The following is a 15,799-nucleotide window of genomic DNA, read 5'->3' as shown; positions in this document are numbered from 1 at the left end:
CGGCCCTCCTTATTCAGCCGGAACCGCAACGGTCAGGCTTGCCTCTTTGGCCGGCGCCCGTCGTACGGTCATCCAGAGATTGTAGCACATGATCAGAGCACCAGCGAGGAACAGGACCCCGCCGAGGGCGCGCACCACATACATCGGGAACTTTGCAGCCACGGTGTCGGCAAAGGAGTTCACAAGGAACCCGTTGGCATCCACTTCACGCCACATCAGGCCTTCCATAATGCCGGTCACCCACATCGACGCCGCGTAGAGAATGATGCCGATTGTCGCCAGCCAGAAGTGCCAGGACACCAGGCTGAGCGAATAGAGGCGCTCACGTTTCCACAGGACCGGCACCAAAAAGTAGAGGGCACCAAAGGTGATCATGCCGTTCCAGCCAAGCGCACCGGAGTGAACGTGACCAATGGTCCAGTCGGTGTAATGTGACAGCGAGTTCACCGCGCGGATCGACATCATCGGACCTTCAAAGGTGGACATGCCATAAAAGCCGATCGAGATCACCATCATACGGATCACCGGGTCGGTGCGCAGCTTGTCCCAGGCACCCGACAGTGTCATCAGGCCGTTGATCATGCCGCCCCAGCTGGGCATCCACAGCACGATGGAGAACACCATGCCAAGGGTCGACGCCCAATCCGGCAGCGCGGTGTAATGCAGATGGTGGGGACCCGCCCAGATATAAAGGAAGATCAACGCCCAGAAGTGGATGATCGACAGCTTGTATGAAAACACCGGTCGTTCCGCCTGCTTGGGCACGAAATAATACATCATGCCAAGGAAGCCCGCAGTCAGGAAAAATCCGACGGCATTGTGGCCATACCACCACTGCACCATCGCATCCTGCACACCGGACCAAAGGATCACGGATTTGGATCCCCAGATGCTGACCGGAATGGTCATGTTGTTGACCAGATGCAGCATCGCCACGGTGACGATAAAGGCGAGGTAGAACCAGTTGGCCACATAGATATGCGGCTCCTTGCGCTTGATAACGGTGCCCAGGAACACCGCGAGATAGGCAACCCAGACGATGGTCAGCCACAGGTCAACGTGCCACTCCGGCTCGGCATATTCCTTCGACTGGGTCGAGCCGAAGAGATATCCGGTCGCCGCCAGCACGATGAAGAGCTGATAGCCCCAGAACACAAACCACGCCAGATTGCCCCCCCAGAGACGGGCGGCGGAGGTACGCTGCACCACATAAAAAGATGTCGCAATCAGCGCGTTACCGCCAAAGGCGAAAATCACCGCCGAGGTATGCAATGGACGGAGCCGCCCAAAGTTCGCCAGCCCCTGCGCCCATTCGAAGTTCAGGACCGGAAAGGCCAACTGGAAGGCGATGAACACCCCGACCAGAAACCCGACCACACCCCAGAACGCGGTTGCGACCACACCGGCGCGTACAACACTGTCAAAGTACTCGCCCTGTAACGATCCCGTTGCAGTCACAGGCTCATCGGTGTGTTGTAGGGTGTATAGAAACAGCCCACCAGCCACGATCATGATGATGATCGCATGAACCTGATAGGCCAAATCCCGCGCGTAATTGGTCGCGATCATCGCAAAGAGCGTGACCAAACCAAGCGCGATCAGCTTGATATAATTAGACATCTTGCGTCCCTTTTCCTTGCCCGACACGATTCTCTGGGTCGCGTCAGACAGATTTTTTCTGAGCCTTAAATGCAAAACTGCGCCGGACAACGCCTTGATCTGTATCAAGACGGTTTGCCGCAGAATGTGAGAAGCACCTTCACAATGGCGCAACACGCGGCACAACCACAAGTTTGTTGCGGTCGCTCATACTCATGTGAGGTTAATATGTCCTACAAAACACTACTGACTGTGCTGACCACACCCGCAAACACCGGAGCCCAGCTGGAGCAATCCATCTCGCTGACCCGCCTGAGCGACGGCCATCTGGATGCCCTGTGCCTGGGGGTGGATCGCACCCAGACCGGGTACTACTACGCCGGTGCCAACGCGATGGTACTGCAGGAGACCCTTGCCCGCGCCAAAGAGGAGGTCGCCGAGATCGAAACCGCCGCCACCGAGCGGCTGACGCGATCCGCCGTGACTTTCAACGTCGAGACCGGTGTCGCGCAAATGGCCGATATCGGCCGTCATGTTGCACGAATGGCGCGGTTCTCTGATCTTGTCGTTTTGGGCCAGCCCTATGGCAAGGATCGCCCCGCCGAAGCGGAGGCCATCGTCGAGGCCGCCCTATTCGAAGGCCGCGCGCCGGTACTGGTGGTTCCCGATGACTGCCCACTACCCGACCAACCCAAAACCGTTCTGGTTGCCTGGAACGAAAGCATCGAAGCGATGACCGCCATTCGCAAGGCGCTGCCGATGCTTCAGGCAGCGGATGTGGTGCGTGTGGTGGTGATTGATCCGCCGCAGCACGGCCCAGAACGTTCCGATCCAGGTGGAATGCTCTGCCAGATGCTGTCACGCCACGGGGTCAAATGTGAGATCGACGTACTGAGCAAAACAATGACCCGGGTCTCCGATGTGCTGAACCGCCACGCCGTGGATACGGCTGCCGATCTGATCGTAATGGGCGCCTACGGCCATTCCCGGTTCCGCGAGGCAATCCTGGGCGGTGCGACCCGCAACATGCTTGAGAAGGCCAAAGTCCCGGTTCTGATGGCGCATTAGCTGCGGTCCAAAAAAGAAGGGGCCGCGGTTGCTGGCCCCTTGCTCATGCGCTCTATCGGAAAGTCAGATCAGACAGCCCCCGTCGCTGTCGTCGCCGGCTTCTTCCATCAGGCGGCCCATGTCAGGCACGGTCACATGCCGTTTGCCTTCCAGTTCAATGACACCATCCCTGCGCAGGGCTGAGACCTGTCGGCTGACTGTCTCCAGCGTCAGCCCCAGATAGTCAGCCATTGCTTCCCGGGTCAGCGGCAGATCGAATACCCGCCGGTTGCTGTCCTTGTGGCGCTGTAGGGACGCATCGCGCCGGGCCAGAATGGACAGAAGGCTGGCGATTTTTTCGCGCGCTGTCTTGCGTCCCAGAACCAGCATCCATTCCCGCGCCGCGTCCAGTTCGTCCAGCGTCATCTCAAGCAACCGATGCGCCACATGCGGCGTCTGGGACATCATGTCCTCAAACGGTTTCTTGCGAAAACAGCACATGACCACCGTGGATGTCGCCACGACATTATAGGCAGCCGTATCGCGCCCCGGTCGCCCGACAAAATCGCTGGGCAAGAGCAGGCCGACCATCTGGGTGCGGCCATCTTCCATCGTCTGCGTCAGGGTCGCAATGCCGGACACAACCGACCCTACGAAATCCATCCGGTCGCCGGACCAGGTGATCGGCTGACCGGCCTCATATGTGCGGTAGTATTTGATCGAATCCAGGACTTCCAATTCATCCGCATCACAGCGCGCACAAACAGCGCGGTGACGAATGGGGCAATCGCCGCAGTTCACATTGTGAATGGTAGGAGCGTTCATGATTGATCCGATTTGATCTGCGCCAAGGCCAAAGCCAACCTGCAACCACCAACTTAAACATGTGCCGCGCAAATCACAATTGGCGACGCCGCGTTTGTTGGCATGATGTGCCAACCCACCGGACGGCTGCCCCACCACATAACCCGTGCAGGGCAGTCTTGTTAGCTATCTCAGCAGGTTAGGCGCCGGCGACAGCCTCAGCCGTTTCAGCAAGCCGGATCTGCCAAACTGTCGCGCCCCCCATACCATCGGAACCAAAGCTCAGGATCCGGCCTATCCGCCGAAACAAGCCCTCATCCAGCCGCAGCGAGCAACTGCCGCGTATAAGGATCCGACGGGTTGGCAAAGAGTTCCGCAGCCGATCCCGCCTCCACCACATCGCCCTGCTTCATCACGATCATCTTGTGCGACATCGCGCGCACGACGTTCAGGTCATGGGAGATGAACAGATAGGCCAGCCCGTAGCGCTTTTGCAGGTCGCGCAGCAGGTTGACGATCTGAACCTGTACCGTCATGTCCAGCGCCGATGTGGGTTCGTCCAGAACGACCAGTTTCGGCCGCAGCACCATGGCTCGCGCAATGGCGATCCGCTGCCGCTGGCCGCCGGAAAACTCATGCGGATAACGATCCATAAAGGCAGGATCGAGACCAACCTCCGTCATGACCTCAGCCACCAGATCCCGAGGATCCCGATCCTGATCGACATTGTGGATTGCCAGACCTTCGGCAATGATCTGCGCGCAGGTCATACGCGGGCTGAGCGAGCCAAAAGGATCCTGAAACACGATCTGCATATCGGCACGCAGCCGCCGCAGATCCCTCGTAGACCATTGGCGCAGATCCTGTCCCTGGAACTCCACACGCCCGTCCGACGCAATCAGCCGCATGATGGCAAGAGCCAGCGTTGTCTTGCCGCTGCCGCTTTCGCCGACGATGCCCAGCGTTTCGCCCGCCCGCACCGAAAGCGATGTCGGGTTCACAGCCTTCACATGGCCGACGGTACGTTTCAGCAAGCCTTTCTGGATCGGGAACCAGACCTTCAGATCCTCGGTCCGAACCAACTCTTCAGCATCCTGAGGCACCGGCTCCGGCTGGCCTGTGGGTTCGGCATCCAGCAGTTTGCGGGTATAGGGATGCTGCGGATTGGCGAAAATCTCAGCTGTCGGTCCGGTCTCGACAATTACTCCGGCCTGCATGACACAGACACGATCCGCGATCCGGCGCACAATGCTCAGGTCGTGGGTAATGAACAGCAGCCCCATGCCCTCGCTGGCCTTCAGGTCCGCGAGCAGTTCAAGGATCTGGGCTTGGATCGTGACATCCAGTGCGGTGGTGGGTTCATCCGCGATCAGGATATCGGGCTGGTTGGCCAGGGCCATCGCGATCATCACCCGCTGGCGCTGACCACCCGACAATTGATGCGGATAGGCATCGAGACGGGTTTCAGCGTCGCGGATACCAACCCGGTTCAGCAGGTCCAAAATCCGGTTCCGCGCCGCAGCGCCCGCCAGCCCCTGATGCAGTGCCAGCGACTCGGCCAGCTGTTTCTCGATCGTGTGCAGCGGGTTGAGCGAGGTCATCGGCTCCTGAAAGATGAAGCTGATATCGTTGCCGCGCACCTGCCGAAGGCGGCGGTCACTGGCGCCGACCATTTCCTGTCCGTCGTAGGTGACAGACCCGCTGACAGTGGCGCTGTCCCCCAGCAATGACACGGTGGACAGCGCAGTCACCGACTTCCCGGACCCGCTCTCCCCCACCAGCGCGACTGTTTCGCCGCGACCAACAGAGAAGGACACACCGCGCACGGCCTCGGTCACCTTTCCATCCTGGCGGAAAGACACGCACAGGTTCTCGACGTTTAATAGCGGCGCAGTTTGATCGCGTGTTGTCATCGGATTGCCCATGGGTTGGAGCATTTGCGGGTCGCACCATCGCACGGCGGCGAACAGGAGGCCGCGACGCCTCTATTCTGCGGATTAGAGCCTGAACCGGTCATGAGAAGGTCTTTCTCGGGTCAAAGGCATCGCGCACCCCTTCAAAGATGAAGACCAGCAGCGACAGCATGATGGCAAAGGTGAAAAACGCGGTGAAAGCAAGCCAGGGCGCCTCCAGGTTCTGTTTTGCCTGCAAGGTCAGCTCGCCCAGCGAGGGCGCCGAGGACGGCAGGCCAAAGCCGAGGAAGTCCAGCCCTGCAAGCGTGCCAATTGTGCCCGTCACGATGAAAGGCAGAAACGTCAGCGTCGCCACCATCGCATTGGGCAGCATATGGCGGAACATGATGGTCATATTCCCGACCCCGAGCGCCTTGGCAGCGCGGACGTATTCCAGATTTCGCGCGCGCAGGAACTCGGCCCGCACCACGCTCACAAGGGCGGTCCAGCTGAACAGGATCATCAACACCACCAACAGCCAGAAGCTGCGCCCAAGGATCGCAAACATGATGATGATGACATAGAGCTGCGGGATGGATCCCCAGATCTCGATCACGCGCTGAAAGATCAGGTCCAGCCATCCGCCAAAGAACCCCTGAACCGCACCCGCAGCAATACCGACCAATGTTGCTGCACCGGTGACCATCAGGGTAAACAGGATCGACAGACGGAAACCATGAATGACCCGCGCCAGCACATCCCGTTTGGTGTCATCGGTGCCCAGCAGGTTCTCTCCATTCGGTGGCAGCGGTGCCGCACCGGGCCGGTCGACCGTGGTGTTAAACGAATAGGGAATCAGCGGCCAGATGGCCCATCCTTCGACAAACCCGTCGGCTGAAAATGTACCGGCCTCGATCTCTTCCAGAATAGTTTCGGGGTCGTCAAAGCAGTCTTCGATTCCGCCGGAGGCAATCAGACACCGAACCTCAGGGTCGCGATACGCCGCCTCGGTCTGGAAATCGCCACCAAAGACTGTCTCCGGGTAGAAATTGAACACCGGGGTAAAATATGAACCACGGTAGTTGACCAGCATCGGTTTGTCGTTGGCGATGAACTCGGCAAAGAGCGAAATGCCAAACAGGACCGAGAAGATCCACAGCGACCAGAAAGCCCGGCGATTGCGGCAGAAATTGTTCCAGCGGCGCTGGTTGAGCGGAGACAAAGCCATCTGTCAGCCCTCTCTCTTTTCAAAGTCGATACGCGGATCGACGATCACATACATGAGGTCGGAGATAATGCCGACAACAAGGCTCATCAAACCAAAGATGAACAGCGTGCCAAAGATCACCGGATAGTCGCGCGCCACGGCCGCCTCGAACCCCAGCCGCCCCAGACCATCGAGCGAGAAGATCGTTTCGATGATCAGGCTGCCGGAGAAGAACACACCGATGAAGACTGCCGGAAAACCCGCGATCACGATCAGCATCGCATTGCGGAAGACATGGCCGTAGAGCACGCGCCGCTCGCTCAGCCCCTTGGCCCGTGCCGTCATGACATATTGCTTCTTGATCTCATCCAGAAAGGAGTTCTTCGTCAGCAGCGTCAGCGTGGCGAAGGCGGATATGGTCGAGGCGACTACCGGCAGCGTGATGTGCCAGAAATAATCCGCCACCTTGCCAAACAGGCTGAGACTCTCCCAATTGTCGGAGGTCAGCCCCCGCAGTGGAAAGATCTGCCAGTAAGAGCCGCCGGCAAACAGCACCAGCAGCAGAATCGCAAACAGAAAGCCGGGGATCGCATAGGCTGCGATGATCAGACCGCTGGTCCAGGTGTCAAACCGGCTGCCATCGCGCAACGCCTTGCGGATGCCCAGCGGGATCGAAATCAGATAGGCGATCAGCGTCGACCAGAGCCCCAGGGAGATCGACACCGGCATTTTCTCCAGCACCAGATCCATCACATCAATCTTGCGAAAGTAGCTCTCCCCGAAGTCAAAGCGCATGTAGTTGCCGACCATCAGGAGGAACCGCTCCAACGGCGGCTTGTCCAGGCCATACTGCCGTTCCAGCTCTGCGATCAGCTCCGGCGGCAGCCCCTGTCGGCCAGCGTAGTTGTCATTGGCGGCAACGGCCTCACTGCCCGCATCCCCGCCGCCCCCGGCGAAGCCTTCAAAGACGTCACCGCCGCCTTCCAGCTGCGCGATCATCTGCTCAACCGGCCCCCCCGGCACAAATTGCACCAGAGCAAAATTGATGACGAGGATCCCGAACAGGGTCGGGATCACCAGAAGAAAACGTCTAAGGATATAGGCTGCCATGTCAGGCGCTTACCTCAACGCGCCGGAGGATTTCAATGCCGCTTCTTTCTCGGCGTTGACCCACCAGACATCACTCAGCCCCAGATCGAACAGCGGCAGCGTCTCTGGCTGCTCATAGAAATTCCAATAGGCCACCCAGTTCACATCCAGATACCAGGTCGGCACCATGAACCGCTTGGCGCGCAGGACGCGATCTAGGGCACGCACGTTGGCATATAGTTCTTCCTGTTCTTCTGCCTTCACGATCGCGCCGATCAGCGTATCAACTGCTGGGTCCGCCATTCCAGCCGGGTTGAACACCGAAAACTCGTGCGCGTCAGACCCAAACTGCTGATAGAGCCCGGTCGAAGGTTGCAGATATTTCGGGTAGGCGTAGGTGATCATGTCGAAGTCTTTTTCACGACGGCGGCTGGTATATTGCGCAAAATCGACCCGGTTGGAAATCGCGTCGATCCCTATCTGGCGTAGATTGGCGATATAGGGCTGCACGATCCGTTCAATCGTCGGCGAATCGATCAGGAACTCCAGCTTCAGCAGCTCTCCTTCGGCGTTGCGACGCAGACCGTCGTTGCCAACAGTCCATCCCGCCTCATCCAGCAGCTTCATGGCCCGACGCAGGTTACGCCGATCCGCCGGACGATCCGGGTTGGAGCTATGAGCCATCACCGGTTCGCTGGTCAGCAGCGCTGGATCAATGAGATCGCCCAGATCCTTCAGCACCTCCAGTTCGCGCCCCTCGGGCAGGCCCTTGGCTTCCAGCGCTGTGTCTTGCCAGAAGGAATGGCGCTGCGCGAACAGCCCATATTGCAGGCTGTCATTGGTCCATTCGAAATTATAGCCAAGCTGAACCGCCTCACGCACGCGCGGATCTTGGAATTTGGGGCGCAGGAGGTTCATCACAAACCCACTGGCGGCCGGGACATTGCCATCGGGGAATTCCCCCTTCACCACATCCCCCTCCTTGACCGCATCGAACTCATACGACGTTGCCCAGCTCTTGGAGCTGTTTTCTGGCCGCATGGTGTAAATGCCTGCCTTGAACCCTTCCATCGCGGCAACGCTGTCGCCAAAGTACTCGATGCGGATGCGGTCATAGTTGTGACGCCCGACGTTCACGTTGACGTCGTTACCCCAATAGTCGGGGTTGCGTTTGTAGATGATGCGCTGGTTCACATCGACCGTTTCCACCACATAGGGACCTGATCCGATGCCAGGATCCAGACGCGGCTCATCCAGGCGGCGGTTCTCCGGGTCTGCCTCGAACCATGCCTTGGAGAACACCGAGGTGCCGCCGACCTGCGTGATCATCGCCCGGCGCGGGAAATCCGGCGAAAAGTAGAATTTCACCCGATGCGGGCCAAGAACCTCGGCCTTGGGGATGCGTTTCTTCACCGCCTCCGCATAGGACTGCAATCCCTGCTCCAGCAGCAGGTTGTGGGAAAACACCACATCCTCAGCCGTGACAGGGGTTCCGTCCGAAAACCGCGCTTCGGGGCGCATGTTGAAAATCACCCAATCCTGGCTTTCGGGATACTCAAGGCTTTCGGCCAGCAGCCCATAGTAGGATCCCGGCTCGTCATAGGATCCAATCATCAGCGATTCAAAATGGTCCGCCGACATCGCGCCGCCCCGACCCTTGCGGGTATAGGGGTTCATGCTGTCAAAGGTGCCCACCGCCGACAGAGACAGTTCGCCCCCTTTGGGCGCCTTTGGATTGACGTAGTCGAAATGTTCAAAGCCTTCGGGATATTTCAACTCTCCAAATTCGGTGAACCCGTGGCTTTTGATTACCTTGTCTTCGGCATGTCCCAGGGTGGCGGCCAGTGCCAGCATCGCAAATGCGGCAAACCCTGTCATCACGGCCCGGAAAAGCGGTTGCGGATCAATCGCTCGGGCCAAAACGGCACGACGCGGTGTGGTGGGCGTCTTCATCTGCCAATACCTCCATTGTCCGGCCTTCGCTGCCAGGATCATTCTCTGTCCCAAAGCTAAGCGGGCCGGCCCCCTACATTCAAGTTCAGATTGGCTGAATTTCCCGTGTGTCAACTGATGTCAGGGCATGAACCCGCCTGCCTAGACATCAAATCCGCGCCAGCACACCCCGAAAGCAAAAAGACCGCACCAACTGGCGCGGTCTTTTGATCATGGGCAAAGGCAACTGAAATCAGTTGTCGAGGCTGTCCAGATAGGCAATCAGGTTCACCCGATCGCTTTGTTTTTTCAGGCCACTGAAGCTCATGGTGGTGCCCGGCGCATATTGCGACGGCTTGGTCAGGAAGGCATCGAGCTCTTCAGCTGTCCATTCGCCGCCCATCCCCGCCAGCGACGCGGAATAGCCAAAGCCATCTGCGGCAGCAATCGGGCGACCAACGACACCGTAGAGGTAAGGACCGGTGCTATTGGCACCAGCTTCGAGTTTGTGGCAGGCGGAGCATTTCTTGAAGACATTGGCACCTTTGCCAACATCTGCTGCGGCCATCAGTTCGCCGAAGTCGACGACTTCAACTACTTCTTCCGCACCTGCCTCTTCCACTTCGATCACATAGGAAGCCTCGCCATGAGCTTCGGTGTGATAGAGCCCCTCTGCGGCCCATTTGCCTAGCAGGAGCACGAGGAAAGCGCCGCAAAAGCCTGCGGTCGCTTTGGTAAGGGTCATCGTGTCAAACATGATCGCGAGTCCATTTCAGCTGTCTGGGAGGGTGTCTAAGGCTTCCCCTCTCAAGTGGCAAGGTATAGACAGCGCGACGAAACGCCCGTTTTTGAAGTTTTGCACGGATGTCGCAGTTATGACCCATAGAATTGCCATTCAGGGGGAGCTTGGCTCCTACAGCCACGAAGCCTGCCGCAAGGAGCGCCCCGACATGGACGTGCTGCCTTGTCGCAACTTCGAGGATGCCATTGACGCTGTCCGCAACGGCGAAGCCGAATTGGCGATGCTGCCGGTGGAGAACTCCACCTACGGGCGCGTTGCGGATATCCACCGCCTGCTGCCCCACAGCGGTTTGCACATCATTGATGAGGCCTTTGTGCGGGTGCATATCAATCTTCTTGGCGTTCCTGGTGCGCGGCTTGAGGATATCAAGGACGCTCATTCGCATCTGGTGCTGCTCCCGCAATGCGCGCGTTTCCTCAGCGAAAACAACATTCGCGGCCGCGTCAGCCCGGACAACGCCCGCGCCGCGCGCGATGTCGCTGAACAAGGCGACAAGAGCCATGCGGCGCTGGCCAGCGAATTGGCCGGAGAGATCTACGGCCTTGAGGTGCTGGCACGCCATATCGAGGATCATGGCAATAATACCACGCGCTTCCTGACCATGTCGCGTGAGCCGAATCTGGAGCGCCGTGGCAACCACGGCATGATCACCAGCTTTGTCTTTCAGGTCCGCAACATCCCGGCAGCCCTCTACAAGGCGATGGGCGGATTCGCGACCAACGGTATCAACATGACCAAGCTGGAGAGCTACATGGTCGACGGGTCCTTCACCGCGACCCAGTTCTATGCAGATATCGACGGTCATCCCGACGATCCAAATGTGCAGCTCGCCATGGACGAGCTGGCCTATTTCACCACCAACATTGAAATACTGGGTGTCTACCCGGCCAATGACGACCGGTTCTGACCGGTGTCGTCGCGGCTAACGCGACGATGGCGGCCTCAGCTACCGGCCCCGGATCGGTCATCCCGAATCCAACCCAGCAGCCGGTTGGCCCGCGGGCCATGCTCAGGCTGAACGATTGACGCGCTCTTCCGTCTGCTTGGCGAACTCGGACACCCGCTTCTTGAAACCACGCTTGAGTTTGGTTTTGGCCAGTTTCAGCGACTGAACCATCAAACGCCCTGACAGTGTCTTCGGTGTCAGCGTCAGGGTCACGGAAAGCCGGGTGCGCTGGGGCGACAGGGCCAGCAGCTCAATATCCATCGTGCCATCCATCCCGCTACCCGTGCCGCTCAGAATCATCTGAGTTACCGGCTCGTAGGTGCTGAGCGACAGATGCAGATTGCGCTTCTTTCCGCGGAACTGAAATTCGATGTCCCAGGCCAGCCCGTTCTCCGGATGCTGTGCATCTCCCAGGCGCTGCACATCGACACCCCGACGCAACGCCATCCGCTCCATGCTCTCGAAATCAGAAATCGACCGAAAGACTTCGGCGATAGGTGCGTCGATGTCTTCTTTGCTGGAGAAATCCATGGGCATCCTGTCGTTACGGCGGATCTGCAAGATCCAATAGCAGTCTTGAGCTGAATTCTACTATTCGTCTCAATCCAGTGTATCTGCAAGCCAGTTCTGCAAAAGGAAATGTGCAATTGCGCCGTTGCGCGGTCTGCGAATTTCAGGATGGCCCCCTTCAAAAACCGTCATCATCTCCTGCCGCGAAACCCAGCGCGCCGCTTCGATCTCTTTCGGGTCGATGGTGATCTCACGCCCCAGAGCCTCGCCCGCGCAGCCGAACATCAACGACATAGGAAACGGCCAGGGCTGGCTGGACAGGTAGCTGACGGCGCCGACCTTCACCCCTGTTTCCTCTTCCGTCTCGCGTCTCACGGCTGCTTCCAGCGTTTCTCCCGGCTCCACGAAACCGGCCAGCAGCGAATACATCCCCTCCGGCCACCCCGGCGAGCGACCAACCAGAACGGCATCACCATGGGTGATCAGCATGATGACCACCGGGTCGGTACGCGGAAAATGGGCCGCACCGCAACTGGGACAAAGCCGCTGCCAGCCAGCCTGCGCCATATTGCTTTTCGCGCCACAACAGGCGCAGAACCCATGGCTGTGATGCCAGCCGAACACCGCCCGTGCCATCGCTGCCAGTTCGGCGTCCTCGCGGCTGAGTTGTGCCATGATGCGGCGCAGCTCCACAAACCCCGTGTCAGTGGGCAAATCCGGGTGCCGCTGTTCACTGTTGTCGACAAAGCTGCGCAGCGCGCTCTCGTCATGATTGTCTGGCTGCCATCCACTGATATCAAGCGAGAACCGTGCCAAACCAGCAGCACAGCATCCCAGGAAGACCGCCTGCCCCACACCAGTCGTCGCCAGGGGATGATCCGACCCGATCCAAGCCAGAGCATCCGGCACAGCGCCGCTCTCCACTCCCGCCTCGGGTAGCGTACATAGCGGTTTCCCTCTCCAAATCAAAAGGATACGGCAATTTTCGCTCTGCCAGCGTGTTGTCAGGGCCGCCGGATCATCCCGGAGCTGTGCGGCCCGGTCCAGACCGCTGCCACCAAATGTCACTTGTTCCGCCTGTCGCATCGCGCTGCCCCGCTGCTACGTCTGCGCACGGATGTGTCGCAGCACCTGAATCTGGCAGAGAAATACATCTATGAGATGATAATCTGTTTCCTCTGCGCCACAGTGATCTAGAAATATCCTGACCCCTCGCAACAGGTGAAAACCGTAATTCCGCAGCATCTCAAGTGGAAAGCAACGCGATTGATTAGAATTTTCGGCAACAAGCGACTTTCGGGCGTCACATTTGATTGCTTCAAACAGGCAAACAGGCTTGTTAATAAATTGGCAATCAATGCCACCCCGGGGTTCGCCGTGAGACCGCTAAGAAACGCAATATGACAGGATCGGATCAAACCGAAGACGAAAAGGTCGGATTCCTGCGCATTCTGGCGACCACGGATCTGCATGCTAATCTTTTGAGTCACGACTATTATTCTGATCGCCCCGACCCAAGCCTGGGGCTCTCTCGTGTTGCCACACTGATCGCTGAGGCGCGCGAGGAAGCCGCTGCCAAAGGCGCCGCGACACTGCTTGTCGACGATGGCGACAGCATCTTCGGCACCCCGATAGCAGAGCGCCCGATGCAGCTCAGCGAGACCCGCCCGGCCCCGGTTGCCCGCGCGTTCGACCTACTCGGCTACGATGCGATCGGGCTCGGCAACCATGATTTCGATTTCGGCCTGGATCAGCTCAGGCAGGCCTTGCTGCAGATCTCCTGCCCCGTCATCTGCTCAAATATGCAGCTGGTGGATCCGCAGGCTTCCTTGCCTTTTTGCCAGTCCGCAGTGCTCGAACGCGTTTTCCCCGGTTCGGAGGATCTGCCGCTTCGGATCGGCGTGCTCTCGGTTCTGCCGACGCAAACCCTGAAATGGGCCGCGCATCAGCTGCAGGGTCGCGTCACCATCGACGACATGGTGCAATGTGCCGCCCGGCAGGCCGACGCGTTGCGCGCCAGGGGCTGCGATATCGTCATCGCGCTGGCCCATACAGGTATCGGAGAGCAAACTACCGGATACGGCATTGAGAACGCACTCCACCCGCTTGCAGATCTTGGCGTTCTGGACGCCATCATCGGAGGGCACACTCATCTGACCCTGCCGGATCCGCGCCATCCCGTATCCGCGCCTGTGGTGATGCCGGGTGCCCATGGCTCACACCTCGGCGTGATCGACCTGCACGTCCAGCTGCAATCGGGCCGCTGGACCGTGACCAAAACCACCTGCAGATTGCGCCCTATCGCCCGGCGCAAGACCATCGCCGGCGCGGGTGGCATGCTCGTTCCCCTGGTGGCCGAAGACCCCGTCATGGTCGACGCCCTCGCAGAAGACCACGCAGAGACACGCAGGCGGATGGCCCAGCCTGTCGGCAGCACCAGCAGACCGCTGCACTCTTATTTCACCTTCCTTGGTCGCGATCAGGCCCTCGCGCTGGTGGCCTGGGCCCAGGCCGCTGCGGTGCGCCCCGCCCTGCGAGATACCGTTGCCGGAAACCTGCCACTGCTCTCAGCGACCGCTCCCGGCAAATTCGGCGCCCGGTCAGGTCCGTCCAACTACACAGATGTACCGGCCGGCCAGATGTACATGCGCCATGTCGTCGACATCCAGCCCTTCCCGAACGAGCTGCGCACGGTGGTTCTGAATGGTGCCCAGCTGCGCGATTGGCTGGAAATGTCGGCGGGTCTCTTCAATCAGATCGCGCCGGGCACCTCTGGAGACCCGCTGTTGGACACGGACCGGGCCGGTCACAACTTTGATGTCATCTTTGGGCTGCAATACGACATCGATGTCTCCGTACCTGCCAGATTTGCCAGCGATGGTGAGCTGATTGACCCCAGCAATCACCGAATCCGCAATCTGCGCTGGAAAGGGGCTCCAATACCAGAGAACCAACATTTCGCCGTAGCAGTAAGCAGTTACCGCATTGGCGGCGGCGGCAACTTCACGATGGCCCAGGCCGCGACCCGCCTGCCGACGCCCCCCCTGCGGGTCAGGGACGTGATTTGCGATTATGTCGCCGGGCGCCTGATGCGCGATCCATTGGAACAAGCGCCGCCCCCCTGGCGGCTGTCCAATCACCCCTCGACCGAGGTCGAGATCTTTACCGGACCCGGCGCCCGCACATATCTCACCGATCTCGACCCGGCCCGCCACAATTTGTACGGCACAACCACCGACGGATTTTTGAGGATCGGTGTCAAGCTCTGATCCCCGCCTGAATGCGCCCGCTGCCATGCGCCTTATTGCGGTCAGACGGGCTTGCCATTCCTGCTCTGCCCTCCTATATCGACCAGTGAGAGGTTGGCGCGGGCAAGCGCCTCGCCAACCTGGTCAGATCCGGAAGGAAGCAGCCACAACGAGCCCCGCTTGGGTCGATGTCCAACCTCTCACCTCCCCCCATCCCCGACATTCAGTCGCCGCCCACGGCAGAGTTAGCTGCTTCTTGCCAGTTTGGCCGCTGATCCACCACACCAAACGACTCTGGCATTGCCGCTATATATAGTGGCACGGGGCGCCACTCCGCCCCGATATGGTAGGCAATACGCCGAAGAAATACCCCATCCCCTGACGTAGCGCTTGACGACTCGCCCCGCCAGCCGCTAGCCCTAGTGGCAGATGGTTCCTGCATCGCTGCCACGCGATCAGGATGAAAAGGGAACACGGTGCGAGATGGTAGACATACCGGATCAATGCCGCGACTGCCCCCGCAACTGTAAGCGGTGAGCAACCTCGGACCATGCCACTGATGCCACGGATCCCGTTGGATCCCACGGTGTTGGGAAGGCCCCGAAGTTGCCGCGACCCGCGAGTCAGGAGACCTGCCATCTGATGAGAAACTCGAAACCGGGCGGGGTGTCCTGGCAGGGTCTGCATGTCCGCCGATTGGCCTGCCAGCTCTGACCGTTCATC

The 15,799-nt window shown here is 59.4% G+C and carries 12 protein-coding genes, 1 other RNA gene and 1 riboswitch; of the genes, 4 read left to right on the top strand and 9 right to left on the bottom strand.

Features of this window, described 5'->3' with window-relative positions; genetic code table 11:
* Positions 1–9 precede the first annotated feature (9 nt).
* A complete protein-coding gene (ccoN, locus tag VWY34_RS18795; protein WP_340546717.1) occupies positions 10–1,620 on the bottom strand; it encodes a cytochrome-c oxidase, cbb3-type subunit I in 1,611 nt (536 codons plus the stop codon).
* A 207-nt stretch (positions 1,621–1,827) separates the two neighbouring features.
* Here ccoN and VWY34_RS18790 point away from each other — a divergent pair, with 207 nt between their 5' ends.
* Positions 1,828–2,667 (top strand): universal stress protein, encoded by an 840-nt coding sequence (locus VWY34_RS18790; RefSeq protein ID WP_340546716.1) that lies wholly within the window; start codon positions 1,828–1,830, stop codon positions 2,665–2,667.
* 63 nt (positions 2,668–2,730) lie between these two features.
* Here VWY34_RS18790 and fnrL read toward each other — a convergent pair whose 3' ends face one another.
* From fnrL to VWY34_RS18760, 6 genes are all read right to left on the bottom strand, one after another.
* On the bottom strand, positions 2,731–3,471 hold the full coding sequence (gene fnrL / locus VWY34_RS18785) for a transcriptional regulator FnrL (RefSeq protein ID WP_340546715.1): 741 nt from the start codon (positions 3,469–3,471) through the stop codon (positions 2,731–2,733).
* 293 nt (positions 3,472–3,764) lie between these two features.
* On the bottom strand, positions 3,765–5,375 hold the full coding sequence (locus VWY34_RS18780) for an ABC transporter ATP-binding protein (RefSeq protein WP_416545333.1): 1,611 nt from the start codon (positions 5,373–5,375) through the stop codon (positions 3,765–3,767).
* A gap of 88 nt (positions 5,376–5,463) precedes the next feature.
* A complete protein-coding gene (locus VWY34_RS18775; RefSeq protein WP_340546714.1) occupies positions 5,464–6,570 on the bottom strand; it encodes an ABC transporter permease in 1,107 nt (368 codons plus the stop codon).
* A gap of 3 nt (positions 6,571–6,573) precedes the next feature.
* Entirely contained in the window at positions 6,574–7,659 is a 1,086-nt protein-coding gene (locus VWY34_RS18770) for a microcin C ABC transporter permease YejB (RefSeq protein ID WP_340546713.1), read from the bottom strand.
* Between the two features lie 9 nt (positions 7,660–7,668).
* Positions 7,669–9,591, bottom strand: coding sequence for an extracellular solute-binding protein (locus VWY34_RS18765; RefSeq protein WP_416545198.1), 1,923 nt, complete (start codon positions 9,589–9,591; stop codon positions 7,669–7,671).
* 232 nt (positions 9,592–9,823) lie between these two features.
* Positions 9,824–10,327 carry a c-type cytochrome gene (locus tag VWY34_RS18760; RefSeq protein ID WP_340546711.1) on the bottom strand — a complete coding sequence of 168 codons (504 nt, stop codon included), beginning with the start codon at positions 10,325–10,327 and terminating at the stop codon, positions 9,824–9,826.
* A gap of 118 nt (positions 10,328–10,445) precedes the next feature.
* Between VWY34_RS18760 and VWY34_RS18755 the strand changes: the two genes are divergently transcribed.
* Positions 10,446–11,279: a prephenate dehydratase gene (locus VWY34_RS18755; RefSeq protein WP_340546710.1), complete on the top strand. Its 834-nt coding sequence runs from the start codon at positions 10,446–10,448 to the stop codon at positions 11,277–11,279.
* Between the two features lie 102 nt (positions 11,280–11,381).
* On the opposite strand, the gene VWY34_RS18750 is transcribed toward VWY34_RS18755, so the two are convergent.
* On the bottom strand, positions 11,382–11,849 hold the full coding sequence (locus VWY34_RS18750) for an SRPBCC family protein (protein WP_340546709.1): 468 nt from the start codon (positions 11,847–11,849) through the stop codon (positions 11,382–11,384).
* Between the two features lie 69 nt (positions 11,850–11,918).
* Positions 11,919–12,914 carry an NAD(+) diphosphatase gene (gene nudC / locus VWY34_RS18745; RefSeq protein WP_416545196.1) on the bottom strand — a complete coding sequence of 332 codons (996 nt, stop codon included), beginning with the start codon at positions 12,912–12,914 and terminating at the stop codon, positions 11,919–11,921.
* Positions 12,915–13,228: 314 nt separating this feature from the next.
* Here nudC and VWY34_RS18740 point away from each other — a divergent pair, with 314 nt between their 5' ends.
* A complete protein-coding gene (locus VWY34_RS18740; RefSeq protein ID WP_416549003.1) occupies positions 13,229–15,097 on the top strand; it encodes a 5'-nucleotidase C-terminal domain-containing protein in 1,869 nt (622 codons plus the stop codon).
* A gap of 86 nt (positions 15,098–15,183) precedes the next feature.
* An RNA gene (ffs, locus tag VWY34_RS18735) (signal recognition particle sRNA small type) lies at positions 15,184–15,282 on the top strand.
* A 207-nt stretch (positions 15,283–15,489) separates the two neighbouring features.
* Positions 15,490–15,731: riboswitch (cobalamin riboswitch) on the top strand.
* Positions 15,732–15,799 lie beyond the last annotated feature (68 nt).

Source organism: Phaeobacter sp. JH20_02 (assembly GCF_048056915.1).
GTDB classification, from domain to species: Bacteria; Pseudomonadota; Alphaproteobacteria; order Rhodobacterales; family Rhodobacteraceae; genus Phaeobacter; species Phaeobacter bryozoorum.
The sequence above is the reverse complement of the archived record's forward strand: the minus strand, read 5'-3'. Positions and strand labels throughout refer to the sequence as shown.